Below are 18,073 nucleotides of genomic sequence, written 5' to 3'. Positions count from 1 at the left end.
TTGATGTGTCCGGCAGTTCCGTGTACCGCCGTGCCCGTGCCCTGGTGGCCGCCACGGCGGCCCTCGCCGCGGCCGCGGTCGGGCTGTGGACCGGGCTCGGCCAGGAGTCCGCGCACGCCGCGGGCGTCGTGCCCAGCCCGGACCACGTCGTCGTCGTGGTCTTCGAGAACCACGCGTACAGCCAGGTCATCGGGTCGTCCAGCGCGCCGTACCTCAACTCGCTGAAGGCGGGCGGTGCCAATCTGACCCAGTCGTACGCCGAGACCCACCCGAGCCAGCCGAACTACTTCGCGATGTTCTCCGGGTCCACCCAGGGGATCACCGACGACAGCTGCTACACCCCGGGCTTCTCGAAGGCGCCCAACCTCGCGTCCGAGATGATCGCCGCCGGACGCAGCTGGGCCAGCTACAACGAGACCCTGCCGAGCCAGGGGTCGACGACGTGCAGCAGCGGTGACTACGCGCGCAAGCACAACCCGTGGTTCGGGTTCGCCAACGTGCCCACGTCCAGCGCCAAGACGTTCGCGCAGTTCCCCACCGACTACTCGACGCTGCCCCAGCTGTCCTTCGTGGTGCCGAACCTGTGCAGCGACATGCACGACTGCTCGGTGTCCACCGGTGACACCTGGCTGAAGAACAAGCTGGGCGCGTACGCGACCTGGGCCAAGACCCACAACAGCCTCCTCGTCGTCACCTTCGACGAGGACAACCGGCTGAGCGGGAACCGGATCCCCACGGTGTTCTACGGGCAGCCCGTCACCGCCGGGTCCTCCTCCGGCACCACGTACAACCACTACGACCTGCTGCGCACCCTGGAGGACACGCAGGGGCTGGGCACGCACGCGGGCAACGCGGCCTCCGCCAAGGACATCACCGGCATCTGGGCGTCCTGACGTGTACGTAGCGGACAGCCGTGCCAGTACGTCCGCGCATGACGCCGTCCGGCCCCCGGCCGGGCGGCGCCGTGCGGCCCTCGCGCCGACCGTGCTCGCGCTCGGGACGGTCAGCCTGGTCACCGACGTCTCGTCGGAGATGGTGACCGCGGTGCTGCCGTTGTACCTGGTGAGCGGGCTGGGACTGTCACCGTTGGGGTTCGGCCTGCTGGACGGCGTGTACAACGGGTTCTCGGCGCTCGTCCGGCTGGTCGGTGGGCATTTCGCCGACCGGGGCGGCGGACGCCACAAGTGGGTCGCCGGGCTGGGCTACGGCATCTCGGCCGTGTGCAAGCCGCTGCTGCTGGTGGCGCACTCGCTGACCCCGATCGGGATCGTGCTCGCCGTCGACCGGACCGGGAAGGGACTGCGGACGGCGCCCAGGGACGCGCTGATCTCGCTGTCCAGCACACCCGCGACACGCGGCCGGGCCTTCGGGGTGCACCGGGCGATGGACACCGCCGGGGCGCTGCTCGGCCCGCTGGCGGCGTTCCTGATCCTGCGGGCCACCGTGGACGGGTACGACGCGGTGTTCACCGTCAGCTTCTGCGTCGCCGTGCTGGGCGTCCTGGTGCTGGTGCTGTTCGTGCCGGGCGGGCGGGGCGCGGCGCCGGCGGGCAGGCGGCCCACGCTGCGGGCCGCGTTCGCCCTGCTGCGCCGCCGCGACCTGCGCCGGATCACCGTGTGCGCCATGCTGCTGGGCCTCGCCACGGTCAGCGACTCCTTCGTGTACCTGCTGCTCCAGCGCCGGCTCGGGGTGCCCGACCGCTGGTTCGCGCTGCTGCCGCTGGGCACGGCCGCCGCCTTCCTGCTGCTCGCGGTGCCCCTCGGCCGGCTCGCGGACCGGGTGGGCCGCTGGACGGTCTTCCTCGCCGGGCACGGCGCCCTGCTCGCCGGGTACGGGCTGCTGCTCGGCTCCTGGCACGGCACGGCGCTGCCCTGGCTGGTGCTCGCCCTGCACGGCTGCTTCTACGCGGCCACCGACGGGGTGCTGATGGCCGCCGCCTCCGACAGCGTGCCGGAGGGGCTGCGCTCCTCCGGGCTGGCCGTCGTACAGACCGGGCAGGCACTGACCCGGTTCGCCTGCTCGCTGCTGTTCGGCGCGGCCTGGACGGTGTGGGGCGACCGGGCGGCGCTGGCCGGGGCGGCGGCGGCGCTCGTGGGGTGCGTGGCGTTCGCCCTGACGCTGCGTCCGAAGGCGGTGGTGGGCGCGTGAGCGTACGCAACCGGGTGCTGGTCCTCGTCGCGGCCGTCGCCGTGCTCGCGGCGGTCGGGCTGGCCGCCGTGCTGCACGCCTCCGCGCGGGCGGAGCGCCGGGACCACGCCCAGGCGGGCGGGCCGCGCGTCACATCCGGCACGGTGTCGCTGCGCGCCTCCGGGCGGCTGGTGTTCCGGAACCTGGCGTGGGGTCCGCACCGGGACGAGCTGACGACCGTCCCGGCCGGTGATCCGGACGGGCCGCGCACCGCCGCCGGGCTGAAGTGCCTGCGGTTCCACGCCGCCGCGGGCACCGGGGTGTGCCTCCAGGCCGTGCACGGACCCGTGTCGGACACCTACCGCGCGCTGGTCCTGGACGCCGGCCTGCGCATCCGGGACCGCTACGACGTGCCCGGCATCCCCTCCCGCGCCCGGGTCTCCCCCACCGGGCACTTCGCCGCCTGGACGGCGTTCGTGGGCGGCGACTCGTACGCCGGGACGGACTTCTCCACCCGGACGGCGGTCGTGGACACCCGCGGCGGCAGGCTGATCCCCTCCCTGGAGGCGTTCCGGATCGTCAAGGACGGGCGTGTCTACCGGGCGGCGGACGTCAATTTCTGGGGCGTGACGTTCGCGGACGACGACCGTACGTTCTACGCGACGCTGGCGACGAAGGGCCGCACGTACCTGGTCCGCGGCGACCTGCGCACGCGTACGGTCACCACCCTGCACGCCAACGTCGAGTGCCCGTCGCTGTCGCCGGACGGCACCCGGGTCGCGTACAAGAAGCGGGTGGCGGGGCTGCCGAAGGACGCGCCGTGGCGGCTGTACGTCCTCGATCTGCGGACGATGCGCGAGACGGCCCTCGCCGAGCCGCGCAGCGTGGACGACCAGGCGGTGTGGCGTGACGCGCACACGCTCGTGTACTCCCTGCCCGGCGACTACGGCGCCGACCTGTACGAGGTCCCGGCGGACGGGTCGGGCCGGGCACGCGGGATCAGCCGGGCCGCCGTGTCGCCGGCGTACCTCGGATAGCCGCGCGCTTGCGTCAACGCGAGGGCGGGGATGTGCGCCATCCGGGTGATCTGCCGTCGCCGCCGCCCGGCCGCCCGGCGGGGAGCCCCGGAGACTTTCCGCGGCGGCGGCCGGGCGGCCGCCGGGAGAGGGCAGGGCACCAGATGAGCGAGAGCAGGATCCTGGTGGCGGTGCCGGAGCACCCGCGTGCGGAAAGCGCCGGCGCCGAGCAGCTGCGGAAGATCCGGGAGGCGGTGGAGGCGGACGGCTTCGGGGTGCGCTGGGCCGTCACCGCCGAGGACGCCGACGCGGTGCTGCGCACCGAGGCGGGACTGGCGGCGGCCCTCGTCGCCTGGGACCTGCCCGGGGGCGCGCGGGCCGGCGACGGTCCCGGGGCGGCGCTCGCCGGGCCGGCCGGCACCGTCGACGGGGGCCCGGGCGGGGCCGCCGTACTGCGCCGGATCGGGCGGCGCTACCGGGACCTGCCGGTGTTCCTGGTCATGGCCGCCGAGGAGGGAATGCAGGAACTGCCGCTGTGGGTGTCGGAGACGGTCGTCGGGTACGTCTGGCCCCTGGAGGACACCCCCGGGTTCATCGCGGGCCGCGTCACCAGTGCCGCCCGCAGCTACCGGGAGGACGTGCTGCCGCCGTTCTTCCGGGCGCTGCGCCACTTCCACGACGCGCACGAGTACTCCTGGCACACTCCGGCCCACTCCGGGGGCGTCGCCTTCCTGAAGTCGCCCGCCGGGCGCGCCTTCCACGACTACTTCGGCGAGCGGCTGCTCCGCTCCGACCTGTCGATCTCGGTGGAGGAACTGGGCTCGCTGTTCGAGCACACCGGGCCCATCGGCGAGGCCGAGCGCAACGCGGCCCGCGTCTTCGGCTCCGACCTCACGTACTTCGTGCTGCACGGCGACTCCACCTGCAACCGCCTGGTGGGCCACTTCAGCGTCACCCGGGACGAGCTGGCGCTGGTGGACCGCAACTGCCACAAGTCGGTGCTGCACGGGCTGGTGGTCTCCGGCGCCCGGCCGGTCTACCTCATCCCGACCCGCAACGGCTACGGCCTGGCCGGGCCGCTGCCCCCGGCCGAGCTGGCGGCGGACTCGATCGCGGCCCGGATCGCCGCGCACCCCCTCGCCGAGGGCGCCGCCTCCCGCGACCCCCAGTACGTGGTGTTCACCAACTCCACCTACGACGGCCTCAGTTACGACGCCGTACCGGCCGCGAAGGCGCTCGCGGCCAGCACGCCCCGGGTGCACTTCGACGAGGCGTGGTTCGCCTACGCCCGCTTCCACCCGCTGTACGCGGGCCGGTACGGCATGTCCGTGGACGAGGCGTCCTTCCCCGGCCCGGACCGGCCGACGGTGTTCGCCACCCAGTCCACGCACAAGCTGCTGGCCGCGCTGTCGCAGTCGGCGATGGTGCACGTGCGGCCGGCGCCCCGGGCCCCGGTGGAGCACGACCGGTTCAACGAGGTCCTGATGATGCACGGCACCACCTCCCCGCTCTATCCGATGATCGCCTCGCTGGACGTGGCGACGGCGATGATGGACGGGCCGCAGGGCGAGTGGCTGGTGGACGAGGCGGTCACCGAGGCGGTCCGGTTCCGGCAGGAGATGGTGCGGCTGGGGCGGCGGGTGGCGAGCGCCGGGGACCGGCCGCCGTGGTTCTTCGGCGTCTGGCAGCCGACGGAGGTCACCGACCCGGCGACGGGCAAGCGGCTGGCCTTCGACGAGGCCCCGCCGGAGCTGCTGGGCCGGGAGCAGTCCTGCTGGCTGCTGGAGCCGGGCGCGGCCTGGCACGGCTTCCCCGGCCTGACCGAGGGCCACTGCATGCTGGACCCGGTCAAGGTCACGCTCACCTGTCCGGGGATCGGCGCGACCGGTGAGATGGCCGAGGAGGGCATCCCGGCGCGGGTGCTCACGGCGTACCTGGCCACCCGGAACATCGTGGTCGAGAAGACCGACAGCTACACCACGCTGATCCTGTTCTCCATGGGCATCACGAAGGGCAAGTGGGGCACGCTGCTGGACGCCCTGATGGACTTCAAGGCCCTCTACGACTCCGACGCGCCGCTGGACCAGGTGCTGCCCGAGGCGGTCGCCGGGCATCCGCGCCGCTACTCGGGGATGACCCTGCGGCAGCTGTGCCAGGAGATGCACGACCAGTTGCGCTCGGCCCGCCTGGTGGAGCTGCTGGACACCGCGTTCCAGGAGCTTCCGGAGCCGGTGCACCCACCGCAGTACTGCTACCAGCGGCTGGTGCGGGGCGGCACGGAGCGCGTCCGCATCGCCGACGCGGCGCACCGGGTGGCGGCGGCGATGGTCACGGTGACCCCGCCCGGCATCCCGGTCCTCATGCCCGGCGAATCCACCGGCACCCCCGACGGCCCCCTCCTGCGCTACCTCACCGCCCTCGAAACCTTCGACCGCCGCTTCCCGGGCTTCCGCAGCGAGACCCACGGCGTGACGATCGACGAGGACACCGGCGACTACGAGATCGAGTGCCTGCGGCGGGACTGACGCGCCCGTGGCGCGGCCGGGAACGGCGATATCGCGGGTGCACAATCCATCACTTCCAAAGCGTGTCAAAAAGCGACAAATGGCGACCCGGGTCGGGACGGACGGTTCGTGCGACGAGCGGCGTACCGGCCCCCGGCACGGGGGGCCGGCCGTCCCGGGCACGAGACCGCACGCTGGACACCCGATGAGGAGACGTCGCCGATGAGTGAGTCCATACAGACGGGCACCAAAGGCGCCACAGAGAAGGTCAAGGCGGAGACCTCCGCGACGGCCGGCCAGGCCGGGCAGGCAGTGGCCCAGGTCGCCGGAACCGCGGCGGAACAGACCCGTGCCGTCGTGGGCGAGGCGCGGCAGCAAGTGGGCACGGCCATCGACGAGCTGCGCGGCCGTGCGATGGACGAGGCCGAGGAGCAGACCAGGCGCGCGGCCGGCACCTTGCGGCAGTGGGCGGAAGACCTCGCCGGCCTGGCCGACAACTCCAAGGACGACTCGCCTGCCCGCGGCCTGGCGGCCCAGGCGGCCGACCGGGGACACCGGGTGGCGGACTACCTGGAAAAGCAGGGGGCCCAGGGCGTCGTCGCCGACCTCCAGAGGTTCGCCCGCCGTCGTCCGGGGGCCTTCCTGGGCGGCGCGCTGTTGACCGGAATGGCCGTGGGACGCCTGGCGAAAGCGGCGGGAACCGCCTCGGGGTCCCCGCAGCCGGGGCAGGCCGCCGCCGGGGCGGACCAGGGCGCGCTGGGCGCACCGGCCGCCCCGGTGCTGCCGCCCGGCACTCCCGCGGAACCCGTGCCGGGAGCGCCGCCGCCGGTGCCGCCGACCGCCGGCACGCCGGGTCGTCCGTACCCGGAGGTGTGAGATGGCCTCGGTGCCGCCGACCGCGTCCGGCCCGGCCAGGACACCAGGGCAGGACGCCTCCGTGGGCGGGGCGCTGTCCGCGGTGACCTCGGACCTGCAGACCCTCTTCCGTCAGGAGGTCGAGCTGGCCAAGGCCGAGGTCAAGGAGGAGGGAACCAGGGCGGGGAAGGCCGCCGGGATGTACGGCGGTGCCGGCCTCGCCGGTCATCTGGTCCTCCTGTTCCTGTCACTGGCCGCCGTGTTCGGTCTGGCCAACGTCATGGACGGAGGCTGGGCCGCCCTGATCGTCGCCGCGGTATGGGCCGTCGTAGCCGCCGTGCTGTACCAGAAGGGCCGCAGCCGGATGCGCGCCGTTTCCCCCAAACCCGAGCGAACCGTCGAGACCATGAAGGAGAACGCGGAATGGGCACGTCACCCGACCAGGTGAGGGCCGATATAGCGGCCACTCGCGACCGGCTGTCCGCGGACGTGGACCAGCTCGCCGACCGGACCAGCCCCAGACGAATGGTCCGCCGCCGGGCGCACCGGGTGCGCGGCGCGGTGGCGGATATCCGCGACCGGGTCATGGGCACCGCGTCGGACACCGCGCATGGTGTCACGAACACCGCGCAATCAGCGGCCGAAACCCTCCAGGAGGGCGCCGGCCGGGTGGCCGAAACGGCCCGCGACACGGTCGGCGAGGCCGGACATGCCATCCAGCAGGCCCCCGACCTGGCCCGCCGCCAGACCCAGGGCAACCCGCTGGCCGCCGGCCTGGTCGCCTTCGGCGTCGGCCTGCTGACGTCCTCGCTGCTGCCCACCTCCGGCAAGGAGCAGGAGAAGGCGTCCCAGCTGATGGGGGCCGACGCGCTGGAGCCGGTGAAGCAGGCCACGGCGGAGTCCGCACAGCACCTGAAGGAAGGCGCCAAGGAAGTGACACAGAGCGCGGCGGCGGAGGTGCAGGAGACTGCCGCGCAAGCCGCTCGCACCACACAGGACGAGGCGCGCGAGCAGACCGGCCAGGTGGCCGAGCAGGCCCGCGACTCCGGCCGGCAGCTCACCGACGAGGCCCGGCGGCGCTCCGGGTCCGGCTGAGCACCCGGGTGGCGGCCAAAGTCGTCGGCGACCGGAGACCGGATCAGGACGACGGTCGCCACCACACTCATGAACAGCGAGCCGAGGCATCCGGCCCGGCTGCTGGAAAACGAGAGGCCCCGCCCCCCGCCGCACACAGCGGAGCCGACGGTACACAACCGCCGGCTCCGTGATCTGCCCAGGACGCCTACAGCACCGGCAGGTTCTTCCGCAGCTCGAAGGCCGTGACCTCGCTGCGGTACTCCTCCCACTCCTGGCGCTTGTTGCGCAGGAAGAAGTCGAAGACGTGTTCGCCGAGGGTCTCGGCGACCAGATCGCTGCTCTCCATGAGGGTCAGGGCCTCGCCGAGGTTCTGGGGCAGGGGCTCGATGCCCATCGCGCGGCGTTCGGCGTTGGAGAGGGCCCAGACGTCGTCCTCGGCGCCCGGCGGGAGTTCGTAGCCCTCCTCGATGCCCTTGAGGCCGGCGGCGAGGAGGACGGCGTAGGCCAGGTAGGGGTTCGCGCCGGAGTCCAGGGAGCGGACCTCCACCCGGGCGGAGCCGGTCTTGCCGGGCTTGTACATCGGGACGCGGACCAGGGCGCTGCGGTTGTTGTGGCCCCAGCAGATGTAGGACGGGGCCTCGCCGCCGGCGCCCGCCGTGCGCTCCGAGCCGCCCCAGATGCGCTTGTAGGAGTTCACCCACTGGTTGGTGACCGCGGAGATCTCGGCGGCGTGCCTCAGCAGGCCCGCGATGAAGGAGCGGCCGACCTTGGAGAGCTGGTACTCGGCGCCGGACTCGTAGAACGCGTTCCGGTCGCCCTCGAAGAGCGACAGGTGGGTGTGCATGCCGGAGCCCGGGTGCTCGGAGAACGGCTTGGGCATGAACGTCGCCTGCACCCCCTGCTCCAGCGCCACCTGCTTCATGACCAGCCGGAAGGTCATGATGTTGTCGGCGGTGGACAGCGCGTCGGCGTAGCGCAGGTCGATCTCCTGCTGGCCGGGCGCTCCCTCGTGGTGGGAGAACTCCACCGAGATGCCCATCGACTCCAGCATGGTGATCGCCTGGCGGCGGAAGTCCATGCCGACGTTGGTCGGGGTGTGGTCGAAGTAGCCGGAGTTGTCGGCCGGGGTGGGGCGGGAGCCGTCCAGCGGGCGGTCCTTCAGCAGGAAGAACTCGATCTCCGGGTGGGTGTAGAAGGTGAAGCCCAGGTCGGAGGTGCGGGCGAGGGCGCGCTTGAGGACGTAGCGCGGGTCGGCGAAGGACGGGGAGCCGTCCGGCATGAGGATGTCGCAGAACATGCGGGCCGTGCCGGGGGTCTCCGCGCGCCACGGCAGCACCTGGAAGGTGGACGGGTCCGGCTTGGCGATCATGTCGGACTCGTAGACCCGGGCGAAGCCCTCGATGGCGGAGCCGTCGAAGCCGATGCCCTCGTCGAAGGCCTGCTCCAGTTCGGCGGGGGCCACGGCGACGGACTTGAGGAAGCCCAGCACGTCCGTGAACCACAGGCGTACGAACCGGATGTCGCGCTCCTCCAACGTCCGGAGCACGAACTCCTGCTGCTTGTCCATCTTCCGCTTCCCCATCCTTGCTGGTCAGGCCGCCTGTCCCCCATACCGCAGGAGGCGGTCGGGCACCTGAGCATCCCACCACAACACCATTTCGCGCGCGTTGCGGACCTTGATCGCGGATGCGTCCACGTGCTGAACGCCTCCCGTACGGCGGATGTACTGCGCTCTCGCCCATCTTGCCTGCTCGCACCGGTATCCGTAATGGCCGGTCCGCTTCGCCCGTGACCGACACCACCTCCGTTTAATTTGCATCTCAGATACCAATTTTCCTACCGTGATGATCAGCCGAGCTCTCCGAGGAGTCCCGATGCTGACCGAACAGTCCGCAGCCACCGTCCGCGCCACCCTGCCCGCCGTCGGCGCGGCCATCGGCGAGATCACCGAGCGGTTCTACGACCGCCTCTTCGCCGCCCACCCCGAGCTGCTGCGGGACCTGTTCAACCGCGGCAACCAGGCCGCCGGCACCCAGCGGCAGGCCCTCGCCGGCTCCATCGCCGCCTTCGCCACGCACCTGGTCGCCCACCCCGACCGGCGGCCGGACGCCATGCTCGCCCGCATCGCCCACAAGCACGCCTCGCTGGGCGTGGCGCCCGAGCAGTACCGGGTCGTCCACGAGCACCTCTTCGCCGCGATCGCCGAGATCCTCGGCGAGGCCGTGACGCCCGAGGTCGCCGCCGCCTGGGACGAGGTCTACTGGCTGATGGCCAACGCGCTCATCGCGATCGAGAAGCGGCTCTACGAGGAGAGCGGCGGCCCGGCCCCGCGCCGCTGGGAGGTGACCGAGCGGATCGAGGAGACCGCGGACGTCGTCACCTTCCGGCTGCGCCCGGCGGACGGCGGCCCGGTGACGCCCTTCCGCGCGGGCCAGTACGTCTCCGTCGGCGTCACCCTGCCCGACGGCGCCCGGCAGATCCGCCAGTACAGCCTGACCGGGGCGCCGGCCGAGTCGGTGCGCCAGTTCAGCGTCAAGCGGGTGCACGGCGGCACGGCCCCCGACGGCGAGGTCTCCGCCCACCTGCACGCGCGCGTACGGCCCGGTGACGTCCTGGAGCTGTCCGAGCCGTACGGCGACCTCGTCCTGGACGCGGGTGACACCGCCCCGGTACTGCTCGCCTCGGCGGGCATCGGCGTGACCCCGATGATCGCGATGCTGGCCGGCCTCGCCACCGGCGGCCACCGCGGCCCGGTCACCGTCGTGCACGGCGACCGCTCCCCCGCCGACCACGCCCTGCGCGCCGACCACACGGCCTACGCCGGCAAGCTGGCCGACGCCGACGTGCACTTCTTCTACGAGCAGGACGCCGAGCCCGGCACCCGCACCGGCCTGGTCGACCTGGCGGACATCGCCGTACGGCCCGGCACGCGCGCGTACCTGTGCGGCCCGCTGCCGTTCATGCGCGCCATCCGCGCCCAGCTGATCGGGAAGGGCGTGGCCCCGGCCGACATCCACTACGAGGTGTTCGGCCCCGACCTGTGGCTGGCCCAGGGCTAGTCCGAACCGGCCGCCGGCCCGGCGCAGCAGGGCGTTGGTGAGCGTGTTGCGGTCGTAGGTGAACACCACGCCGGGCTCCACGGCGACCGCGTTGTTGCCGCTGTCCCACTGCTGGCGCTCGGAGGCGTACACATCGCCGCCGGTCTCCACCACCCGCAGCGAGGACAGCCCCAGCGCCTTGGCGACCACCTCGACGAAGGGCGTCGTGCCCTCGTCGGCGATGTCGAAGCCGGGAGCCCGGTCGGCGGGGCGCAGGAAGGTGTGCACCGCGTCCATGATCCGGGGGTAGAGCGTGACGACGTCCCGGTCGGCGAAGGTGAACACCGTGTCCAGGTGCATGGCGGCCCGCAGCTTCGGCATCCCGGCGACGATCACGTGCTCGGCGGCGCCCGCGCGGAACAGGGCGGCGGCGACCTGGGTGATGGCCTGCCGGGAGGTGCGCTCGCTCATGCCCATGAGGACGACACCGTTGCCGACCGGCATGATGTCGCCGCCCTCGAAGGTGGCCTGGCCCCAGTCCAGCTCGGGGTCGCCCCACCACTGCGGCCTGCGACATGCCATCCCTCGGGGATCAGGGAACGGATGCCACCACTGTGCGGCACAGGGGGGTCCTCGGCATCTTCCGCGCGTCCGCACGTGCGGACGCGCGCCCGGCGGCCGGCCCGCCGGACCGTTCGAGTAGCACCCGGCAGGTGTCTCGCCGACGATGAGGGCACGAAACCCCCCACCCCTGGACGGCACCATGCCCACACGACGACTCGCCGGCCCCGCCGGGAGCCCGCGCCGGATCGCCGCGGGAAGCGCCCTTGGCGGCATCCTGCTCGCCGGCGCGCTCACCGGCTGCGGCGACGGTCAGGACACCGGTTCCTCACCCCGCACCGGCGCTCCCCGTACGCCGAACGCCTCGTCCTTCAGCGGAGAACTGCCGTCGGCCCTGGCGTCCTCGGCCTCCGCGGCCATCGGCTCGGCCCGGGCCTCGGCCTCCGCCGCGGCCTCGTCGGCCTCGGCGCGCGCCTCGGAGTTCGAGGCGTCGGTGGAGGCCGAGACCCGGCGCAGGAGTGCGGCGGCGGAGAAGGAGCTGAAGAAGGTCGACGGCCGCGGCAACGCGCTCGCCGAGGTGGGCATGACGGGGATTCCCAGGGCGGAGACCGGGGGCGTGCTCGCCGTCCGGGTCGCCATCACCAACAAGACGGACGGCAAGGCGTCGTACGCCGTACAGGTCGACTTCAAGAACGCGGACGGCAAGGTCGTCGAGACCCGGTACACCGGCGCGGAGGGGCTCGAGTCGGGAAACAGGGAAGAGCCGATCGTGTTCAGCCACCAGCCGCCCGAGCCGCGTCTGACGCCTGTTCTCGCCAAGGCGCAGCGCTACTGAACCCGACCGCCGGGGACCGGCTCAGTCCCCGCCCGCGGGCCCCCGGGAGATTCCGAGCAGCAGGGGGCCGGTCGGGTCGGTGACGATGTCGGAGAGCGTGACCGGGTCCAGGGTGGCGAAGAACGCCTCCTGGGCCCGTCGCAGTGCGCCCCGCAGCCGGCAGCCGGAGCGCAGCGGGCAGGCCGGCGTGCCCTCGCAGTCCACCACGTCGCCCTCGCCCTCGAAGGTGCGCACCACCGCGCCCACGGACGCCGTGCGCCCCTTCTCCGTCAGCGCCAGCCCGCCGCCCCGCCCCCGGCGCGCGTCGACCAGGCCGAGGTGCTGGAGTTCGGCGACCACCTTCGCGGCATGCGTGTAGGGCACCTCCATGTCGGCGGCGACCCGGCGCGTGGTGGGGGTGGCGTCGGCGGCGACCGCGAGTCGCATCAGGACGCGCAGGGCCAGGTCGGTGGAGCGCAACAGCCGCATACCGCGAGCGTAGGTAATGCGCATCCTGGCGCCAAATCATCCGTGTGCTGTGCGGTCCCTACGGAAGTCGGCCGTTTCCGCATTACGATCAGCGAGCCCCACCGTCCCCACCCGCTCCTCTCCAGAAGGACACGTCTCATGGGCTCCGGCAAGAACAACAGCACCGCGGCGCGCAAGGCGCGCATAGACGAGATGCGGCGCGCCGAGCGTGCCCGGGAACGCCGCAACCGGATCCTCGTCATCGCCGCCAGCGCGGTCGTCGTCGCCGGGCTCGTGGTCGGCGGCGTGGTGCTCGTGAACTCCCAGTCCGACGACAAGGACTCCACCGCGAGCGGTGACGCGAAGGGCTCCGGCGACTCCGGGCACTTCACCACCGGCAAGGACGGGGTGCGGACCTGGTCGGGCAAGCTGGCCCGGACGCACGTGACGACCAAGGTGTCGTACCCGATGCACCCGCCGGTCGGCGGCAACCACAACCCGGTCTGGCTGAACTGCAACGGCGACGTCTACACCGCGCCGGTGCCGGAGGAGAACGCCGTGCACTCGCTGGAGCACGGCGCGGTCTGGGTGACGTACACCGACAAGGCGCCGAAGGGGGACGTCGACGCGCTCGCGGCGAAGGTGAAGAACACGCCGTACTCGCTGATCAGTCCGTACGAGAAGCAGGACGCCCCGCTGCTGCTGTCGGCCTGGGGCCACCAGGTGGCGGTCAAGAGCGCCAAGGACCCGGAAGTGGACAAGTTCTTCGCCGAGTACGTCCAGGGCAAGCAGACGCCCGAGCCGGGCGCCTCGTGCACCGGCGGGGTCATGAAGTGAGCCGGCGTTCCCTCGGCTGGGTCGCCGGGTCCGCGGCGGCGGTGCTCGTCGCGGCCGGCGCGATCACCTACGCCGTCGCCCAGGACGGCGACGGCCCGCGGACGCGGACACCGGACGCCGGGTCCGCCGACGCGGGCTTCGCGCGGGACATGGCCGTCCACCACCAGCAGGCCGTCGAGATGTCGTACATCGTGCGGGACCGCACGAAGGACGAGGAGGTGCGGCGGCTCGCGTACGACATCGCGCAGACGCAGGCCAACCAGCGCGGGATGATGCTGGGCTGGCTGGACCTGTGGGGGCTGCCGAAGGTGTCGGCCGATCCGCCGATGACCTGGATGGGCATGGGTGACATGCCGCCGGGCGAGGACGGCGCGCTGATGCCGGGGATGGCCACCGGCACCGAGCTGAAGAAGCTCCAGTCGCTCGACGGGAAGCAGGCGGAGGTCCTCTACCTCCAGCTGATGACGGCCCATCACAAGGGCGGCATCCACATGGCCGAGGGCTGTGTCGACAAGTGCGCGGTCGGGGTGGAGAAGCGGCTCGCGCAGGGCATGGTCGACGCGCAGCAGTCGGAGATCGAGCTGATGGCGGGGATGCTCAAGGAGCGGGGCGCGCGGCCCCGTTCGTGACACAAGGGCCCAAATCACCCGGTCTGAACGCGGCTTGAGCTTCTCTTGACTTCCACGTTCCCCTGGCATGAACGGTTCATCGCAAGAGTGACCCCCAGCGTGTGATCCATTGCGCGGCCGAACCGCCGCGGACCGGGCGCGGATCGCATGACGCACCAGCCACTACATGCATGCGAACCGCATCGCAGGGGGTTCTATGAGATCCGACCGCGCCACCATACGCGCCGGTGTGAGCTTGGCAGCGACACTGCCGATGATCGCCGGCGCGCTGGCGCTGGGCATGCCCGCGGCGCACGCCGCCGGCAGCCCCGCACGGGACGTACTGAAGGGCACCAAGCCGCTGTGGGCCACGGCCAGGGCGGACAGGGGCGCGACCCCGGACGGTGCCCGGGTCAGGGCCCGCGTCTACCTGGCCGGCCGGGACGCCGCCGGCCTCGCCGCGTACGCCAGGGCGGTGTCCGACCCGGCTTCCCCGCTCTACGGCAAGTACCTGAGCGCCAAGAAGGCCCAGGCCCGCTTCGGCGCCACCAAGGCGCAGGTCGCCGCCGTCACGTCCTGGCTGACGTCGGCCGGTCTGACCGTCACCGAGGTCACCCCGCGCTACGTCGCCGTCTCCGGTGACGTGGCCGCCGCCGAGAAGGCTTTCGGCACCCAGCTGCACGACTTCGCCAAGGGCTCGAAGACCTACCGCGCCCCGGCCGCGACGGCCTCCGCCCCCGCCTCCCTGAACGGCGCCGTCCTCACGGTCACCGGCCTGGACAGCGCCCCGCACAAGGCACGCCACGCCGACCAGCTGCCCCCGCCGGACGCGGTGTTCAAGAACGCGGGCCCGTTCTCCTCGTACTACGGCTCGAAGCTCGCCACGACGCTCCCGGACGCCTACGGCGGCAAGATCCCGTACGCGGTCAAGGGCTACACCGGCAAGCAGCTGCGCGCCGCGTACGGCGCGGGCACGTACACCGGCCGCGGGGTCCGCATCGCGATCACGGACGCGTACGCCTCCCCGACGATCGCCTACGACGCCGCCGCCTACGCGGCGAAGAACGGCGACGCGGCCTGGAAGACCGGCCAGCTCCACCAGGTCCTGCCGAAGAACTACACCAAGACCGAGGAGTGCGGCGCGGCCGGCTGGTACGGCGAGGAGACCCTCGACGTCGAGGCGGCCCACGCGGTGGCCCCGAACGCCGAGGTGACGTACGTCGGCGCGGCCTCCTGCTACGACGACGACCTGCTGGACTCCCTCGGCAGAATCGTCGACAACCACCTGGCCGACATCGTCTCCAACTCCTGGGGCGACATCGAGGCCAACCAGACGCCGGACCTCGCCGCCGCGTACGACCAGGTCTTCCAGCTCGGCGCGGTGCAGGGCATCGGCTTCTACTTCTCCTCCGGCGACAACGGCGACGAGGTCGCCAACACGGGGACGAAGCAGGTGGACACCCCGGCGAACTCGGCGTGGGTGACGGCGGTCGGCGGCACCTCGCTGGCGGTCGGCAAGGGCGAGAAGTACCTCTGGGAGACCGGCTGGGGCACCGAGAAGGCGTCGCTGTCGGCCGACGGCACGACGTGGGAGAACTTCCCCGGCGCGTTCACCTCCGGCGCGGGCGGCGGAACCAGCAGGACGGTGCCGCAGCCGTACTACCAGAAGGGCGTCGTCCCCGACTCCCTGGCCAAGGCCAACGACGCCGCCGGCAACCGGGTGGTCCCGGACATCGCGGCCATCGCCGACCCGAACACCGGGTTCCTGGTCGGCCAGACGCAGACCTTCCCGGACGGCACGGAGCAGTACAGCGAGTACCGCATCGGCGGCACGTCGCTGGCGGCGCCGGTCATCGCGGCGGTCCAGGCCCTGGCCCAGGAGGCCCGCGGCGGTGCGCCCCTCGGCTTCGCCAACCCGGCGATCTACGCCAAGTACGGCGAGCGGGGCGTCTACCACGACGTCACGGACAACCCCACGGGCTCCGGCCTCGCGGTGGCCCGCGTCGACTTCGCCAACGGCCTCGACGCGACGGACGGCCTCCTCTACTCGGCCCGCTCCCTCGGCAAGGACAGCTCCCTGTCGGCGGTCAAGGGCTACGACGACGTGACGGGCGTCGGCTCGCCGGCGAACGGGTACGTGCAGTCGTTCCGGCGACGCTGAGTCGCTGCGCTGACCGGGGGCGTGGGGTCCGGCCTCACGCCCCCTTCGCGCCGCGGGGCTCTGAGCGAAAGACCGACAACCCGCTTCTGCCGAGAATATGGTGGGCTGGGTGAGCGCCTACCGGGGCTGCCCGACTGCTTGGGAGGTTGAGGTTCGTGTCCTCGTATGTGTGCCCCAGTTGCGACGTCGACTTCGGTTACCCGCAGGGCCTGTCCATCCACCAGGAGCTCGGCTGCGAGTGGGGCGACGACGGGACCGACGGCGACGCCGGTTACTGCTGCGGCATGATCTACGAGGAGGGTGAGTCCACCTGCCTCAGCTGCGGGGAGCCGCTGTAGCCCTGCCCCGCTCAGGCGGCGGCCGCTCAGCCGGACAGCCTCACTCCTTCACCAGTCCGAAGGAGCGCAGGGTGCCCGGCGGTACATCGGCCCCTTCGAGCGCGTCGGCGAGCCGCAGGGCACGGTCGGCGATGAGCAGGTCGCGGGGTTCTTCGGGTACGTCGTGACCGGCGCGGGCCAGCCATGCGGTGATCTCGCGCCAGGAGTAGAACTCCGTTCCGCCAGGGCCGGCTTCCGGCTCCGGGAACCCGTGGCGCCGGGCCAGTGCGGACAGCTCCTGCCCACAGCGCTGGGCCGCTTCCGCCAACGTCACGGTGTCGTCGTAGCGCACACCGACCGCGCGCAGGCCCGGAACGAGCCGGATGTCGCGTGCCACCTGCACGACGGCGTCCAGGAGTGTCGGGGCCTCGATGTCGCACGACAGCTCCCGCAGCGTGTCCGGGTCCGGGCGGTGCGGGTAGTCCGCAGGGTTCTCGGGCCCCAACGTGTACGACACCGAGCCGTCGGCGAAGGCGTCGCAGTGGTCGAAGGCGTCGGCCTGTTCTGGGGTGAGGGGTTGGTTGACCAGGAGAGTGAAGCTCCACTCGGACACGGCGGTGATGCTTCCTGCTGTTACTGGGACTTGAGTGCGGTGATGAAGGGGGTCCAGGCGGTGGCGGGGAGGGTGAGAGTGGGGCCGTCGGGGAACTTGGAGTCGCGGACGGGGACGAGGCCGGGGATGTTGTCGGCGATCTCTACGCAGTTGCCGCCGTCTTCGTTGCTGTAGCTGCTCTTGAACCAGAGAGCTTCACTCAAGTCGATCCGGTTGCTTGCCATTTCGATAATCCTCTGCCGCTGCCTTGATCATGGCGAGGGACGTGTCTGGTGACAGCGCGACGGCCCTGAGCCGATCGTATGCCTTGCGGTACCGCTCCACGAGGGCCGGATCATCGATGGTGTCTCCGCTGTAGGACGCCTCGGTGTACACAAGCGGCGGGGCATCGGGGAACGTCATGGTCATGATGGAGGCTGCCATCAAGGGATACGCCCTCTGCTTCCACGGAACGATCTGCGGAGTGATCCGACGCCGGTCCACCAGCTCCGCAATGCGGTCGAGCTGCGCGCTCATATCCTGGGCTCCCAAGAGCGGTTCGGTGATCAGCGACTCATGGAGGATCACCCAGTACTCCGGGGTGTGATGGTTCGCCTTGAAGAGGTCGGCACGCGCCATTCGGGCGTTGATCTTCTCGTCCACCTCGGTGTCCGCGGAAAGCGGGAGACCTGCCAGGATCACGGCCCGAGCATAGGCCGGGGTCTGAAGCAGCCCAGGGAGGAGCCTCGGACACCACTCCTCAATCGCCACGGCATACCTCTCCGCCTCCAAGACCTTCTCGAAATAAGCGGGATGCCCAGTCCTCCGCGCCTTCCGCACATCCTCGCAGCGGCGCTCGAAGAAGCCGTCCGTGCCCAGGACCCGGTCCGCGTGCCGGGCCAAGTCGAGTGGCATGCGTCGCTCGCCGTGTTCGATGTCGCTGAGGTAGGTCTTGCCGTAGAAGCTGCCTTCGAGAAACGCCTCCAGGGACAGGCCCGCCGCCTCCCTCTTCCACCGCAACTCCTTTCCGTAGAAGGTGGGGACGCTGATCGAACCGTCGATGTCCTTGCCGCGAGCCATCGCTCATCCTCCTCCGCT

18 protein-coding genes and 1 pseudogene are annotated in these 18,073 nt (G+C 71.9%); 13 read left to right on the top strand and 6 right to left on the bottom strand.

What is annotated here, in order from left to right; genetic code table 11:
• The first annotated feature begins 5 nt into the window (after nucleotides 1–5).
• The 7 genes from ACZ4W9_RS23215 (at nucleotide 6) to ACZ4W9_RS23185 (ending at nucleotide 7,597) form a co-directional block, all read left to right on the top strand.
• Entirely contained in the window at nucleotides 6–893 is an 888-nt protein-coding gene (locus tag ACZ4W9_RS23215; RefSeq protein WP_467938780.1) for an alkaline phosphatase family protein, read from the top strand.
• 1 nt (nucleotide 894) lies between these two features.
• Complete coding sequence (locus tag ACZ4W9_RS23210; RefSeq protein WP_467938778.1) at nucleotides 895–2,148, top strand: MFS transporter; 1,254 nt, start codon at nucleotides 895–897, stop codon at nucleotides 2,146–2,148.
• Nucleotides 2,145–3,164: a TolB-like translocation protein gene (locus ACZ4W9_RS23205; RefSeq protein ID WP_467938776.1), complete on the top strand. Its 1,020-nt coding sequence runs from the start codon at nucleotides 2,145–2,147 to the stop codon at nucleotides 3,162–3,164. The genes ACZ4W9_RS23210 and ACZ4W9_RS23205 overlap by 4 nt, the downstream gene beginning before the upstream one ends.
• 143 nt (nucleotides 3,165–3,307) lie before the next feature.
• On the top strand, nucleotides 3,308–5,668 hold the full coding sequence (locus tag ACZ4W9_RS23200; RefSeq protein WP_467938774.1) for an Orn/Lys/Arg family decarboxylase: 2,361 nt from the start codon (nucleotides 3,308–3,310) through the stop codon (nucleotides 5,666–5,668).
• Nucleotides 5,669–5,869: 201 nt separating this feature from the next.
• Entirely contained in the window at nucleotides 5,870–6,523 is a 654-nt protein-coding gene (locus tag ACZ4W9_RS23195; protein WP_467938772.1) for a hypothetical protein, read from the top strand.
• A gap of 1 nt (nucleotide 6,524) precedes the next feature.
• On the top strand, nucleotides 6,525–6,950 hold the full coding sequence (locus ACZ4W9_RS23190) for a phage holin family protein (RefSeq protein WP_467938770.1): 426 nt from the start codon (nucleotides 6,525–6,527) through the stop codon (nucleotides 6,948–6,950).
• Entirely contained in the window at nucleotides 6,926–7,597 is a 672-nt protein-coding gene (locus ACZ4W9_RS23185) for a DUF3618 domain-containing protein (protein WP_467938768.1), read from the top strand. The genes ACZ4W9_RS23190 and ACZ4W9_RS23185 overlap by 25 nt, the downstream gene beginning before the upstream one ends.
• A gap of 187 nt (nucleotides 7,598–7,784) precedes the next feature.
• Here the strand turns inward: ACZ4W9_RS23185 and glnA are convergent, their stop codons facing one another.
• Nucleotides 7,785–9,146, bottom strand: a complete 1,362-nt coding sequence (glnA, locus tag ACZ4W9_RS23180; RefSeq protein ID WP_450668563.1) for a type I glutamate--ammonia ligase — start codon at nucleotides 9,144–9,146, stop codon at nucleotides 7,785–7,787.
• A gap of 307 nt (nucleotides 9,147–9,453) precedes the next feature.
• On the opposite strand from glnA, the gene ACZ4W9_RS23175 reads away from it, so the two are divergent.
• Nucleotides 9,454–10,638 carry a globin domain-containing protein gene (locus tag ACZ4W9_RS23175; RefSeq protein ID WP_467938766.1) on the top strand — a complete coding sequence of 395 codons (1,185 nt, stop codon included), beginning with the start codon at nucleotides 9,454–9,456 and terminating at the stop codon, nucleotides 10,636–10,638.
• On the opposite strand, the pseudogene ACZ4W9_RS23170 reads toward ACZ4W9_RS23175, so the two are convergent.
• Nucleotides 10,538–11,178 (bottom strand): annotated as a pseudogene (locus ACZ4W9_RS23170) (arginine deiminase family protein); the annotation flags it as partial. The gene ACZ4W9_RS23175 and the pseudogene ACZ4W9_RS23170 sit on opposite strands and share 101 nt — an antisense overlap.
• 202 nt (nucleotides 11,179–11,380) lie before the next feature.
• On the opposite strand from ACZ4W9_RS23170, the gene ACZ4W9_RS23165 reads away from it, so the two are divergent.
• Nucleotides 11,381–12,013: a hypothetical protein gene (locus ACZ4W9_RS23165; RefSeq protein ID WP_467938764.1), complete on the top strand. Its 633-nt coding sequence runs from the start codon at nucleotides 11,381–11,383 to the stop codon at nucleotides 12,011–12,013.
• 21 nt (nucleotides 12,014–12,034) lie between these two features.
• Here ACZ4W9_RS23165 and ACZ4W9_RS23160 read toward each other — a convergent pair whose 3' ends face one another.
• Nucleotides 12,035–12,481: an RrF2 family transcriptional regulator gene (locus ACZ4W9_RS23160; protein ID WP_467938762.1), complete on the bottom strand. Its 447-nt coding sequence runs from the start codon at nucleotides 12,479–12,481 to the stop codon at nucleotides 12,035–12,037.
• 138 nt (nucleotides 12,482–12,619) lie between these two features.
• Between ACZ4W9_RS23160 and ACZ4W9_RS23155 the strand changes: the two genes are divergently transcribed.
• The 4 genes from ACZ4W9_RS23155 (at nucleotide 12,620) to ACZ4W9_RS23140 (ending at nucleotide 16,404) form a co-directional block, all read left to right on the top strand.
• On the top strand, nucleotides 12,620–13,297 hold the full coding sequence (locus tag ACZ4W9_RS23155; protein WP_467938759.1) for a DUF3105 domain-containing protein: 678 nt from the start codon (nucleotides 12,620–12,622) through the stop codon (nucleotides 13,295–13,297).
• A complete protein-coding gene (locus ACZ4W9_RS23150; RefSeq protein ID WP_467938757.1) occupies nucleotides 13,294–13,926 on the top strand; it encodes a DUF305 domain-containing protein in 633 nt (210 codons plus the stop codon). The genes ACZ4W9_RS23155 and ACZ4W9_RS23150 overlap by 4 nt, the downstream gene beginning before the upstream one ends.
• Before the next feature lie 196 nt (nucleotides 13,927–14,122).
• Nucleotides 14,123–16,066, top strand: coding sequence for a S53 family peptidase (locus tag ACZ4W9_RS23145; RefSeq protein ID WP_467938755.1), 1,944 nt, complete (start codon nucleotides 14,123–14,125; stop codon nucleotides 16,064–16,066).
• A 155-nt stretch (nucleotides 16,067–16,221) separates the two neighbouring features.
• Nucleotides 16,222–16,404: a hypothetical protein gene (locus tag ACZ4W9_RS23140; protein ID WP_467938753.1), complete on the top strand. Its 183-nt coding sequence runs from the start codon at nucleotides 16,222–16,224 to the stop codon at nucleotides 16,402–16,404.
• A 40-nt stretch (nucleotides 16,405–16,444) separates the two neighbouring features.
• Here ACZ4W9_RS23140 and ACZ4W9_RS23135 read toward each other — a convergent pair whose 3' ends face one another.
• From ACZ4W9_RS23135 to ACZ4W9_RS23125, 3 genes are read right to left on the bottom strand one after another with little or no spacing between them, the layout of a single operon-like run.
• A complete protein-coding gene (locus tag ACZ4W9_RS23135) occupies nucleotides 16,445–16,996 on the bottom strand; it encodes a hypothetical protein (protein WP_467938751.1) in 552 nt (183 codons plus the stop codon).
• 20 nt (nucleotides 16,997–17,016) lie between these two features.
• A complete protein-coding gene (locus tag ACZ4W9_RS23130) occupies nucleotides 17,017–17,220 on the bottom strand; it encodes a DUF397 domain-containing protein (RefSeq protein ID WP_467938749.1) in 204 nt (67 codons plus the stop codon).
• Nucleotides 17,192–18,055, bottom strand: coding sequence for a helix-turn-helix domain-containing protein (locus tag ACZ4W9_RS23125; RefSeq protein ID WP_467938747.1), 864 nt, complete (start codon nucleotides 18,053–18,055; stop codon nucleotides 17,192–17,194). Before ACZ4W9_RS23125 ends, ACZ4W9_RS23130 begins: the two co-directional genes overlap by 29 nt.
• Between the last annotated feature and the right edge of the window lie 18 nt (nucleotides 18,056–18,073).

Source organism: Streptomyces sp. NPDC029296 (genome assembly GCF_055569255.1).
This window is presented reverse-complemented; position numbering and strand designations above follow the sequence as displayed.

Coding starts and splice junctions, on each gene's coding strand:
- glnA (WP_450668563.1), bottom strand. CDS start 9,146: ATGGACAAGCAGCAGGAGTTCGTGCTCCGGACGTTGGAGGAGCGCGAC.
- ACZ4W9_RS23130 (WP_467938749.1), bottom strand. CDS start 17,220: ATGGCAAGCAACCGGATCGACTTGAGTGAAGCTCTCTGGTTCAAGAGC.
- ACZ4W9_RS23155 (WP_467938759.1), top strand. CDS start 12,620: ATGGGCTCCGGCAAGAACAACAGCACCGCGGCGCGCAAGGCGCGCATA.
- ACZ4W9_RS23125 (WP_467938747.1), bottom strand. CDS start 18,055: ATGGCTCGCGGCAAGGACATCGACGGTTCGATCAGCGTCCCCACCTTC.
- ACZ4W9_RS23145 (WP_467938755.1), top strand. CDS start 14,123: ATGAGATCCGACCGCGCCACCATACGCGCCGGTGTGAGCTTGGCAGCG.
- ACZ4W9_RS23195 (WP_467938772.1), top strand. CDS start 5,870: ATGAGTGAGTCCATACAGACGGGCACCAAAGGCGCCACAGAGAAGGTC.
- ACZ4W9_RS23185 (WP_467938768.1), top strand. CDS start 6,926: ATGGGCACGTCACCCGACCAGGTGAGGGCCGATATAGCGGCCACTCGC.
- ACZ4W9_RS23160 (WP_467938762.1), bottom strand. CDS start 12,481: ATGCGGCTGTTGCGCTCCACCGACCTGGCCCTGCGCGTCCTGATGCGA.
- ACZ4W9_RS23200 (WP_467938774.1), top strand. CDS start 3,308: ATGAGCGAGAGCAGGATCCTGGTGGCGGTGCCGGAGCACCCGCGTGCG.
- ACZ4W9_RS23165 (WP_467938764.1), top strand. CDS start 11,381: ATGCCCACACGACGACTCGCCGGCCCCGCCGGGAGCCCGCGCCGGATC.
- ACZ4W9_RS23175 (WP_467938766.1), top strand. CDS start 9,454: ATGCTGACCGAACAGTCCGCAGCCACCGTCCGCGCCACCCTGCCCGCC.
- ACZ4W9_RS23190 (WP_467938770.1), top strand. CDS start 6,525: ATGGCCTCGGTGCCGCCGACCGCGTCCGGCCCGGCCAGGACACCAGGG.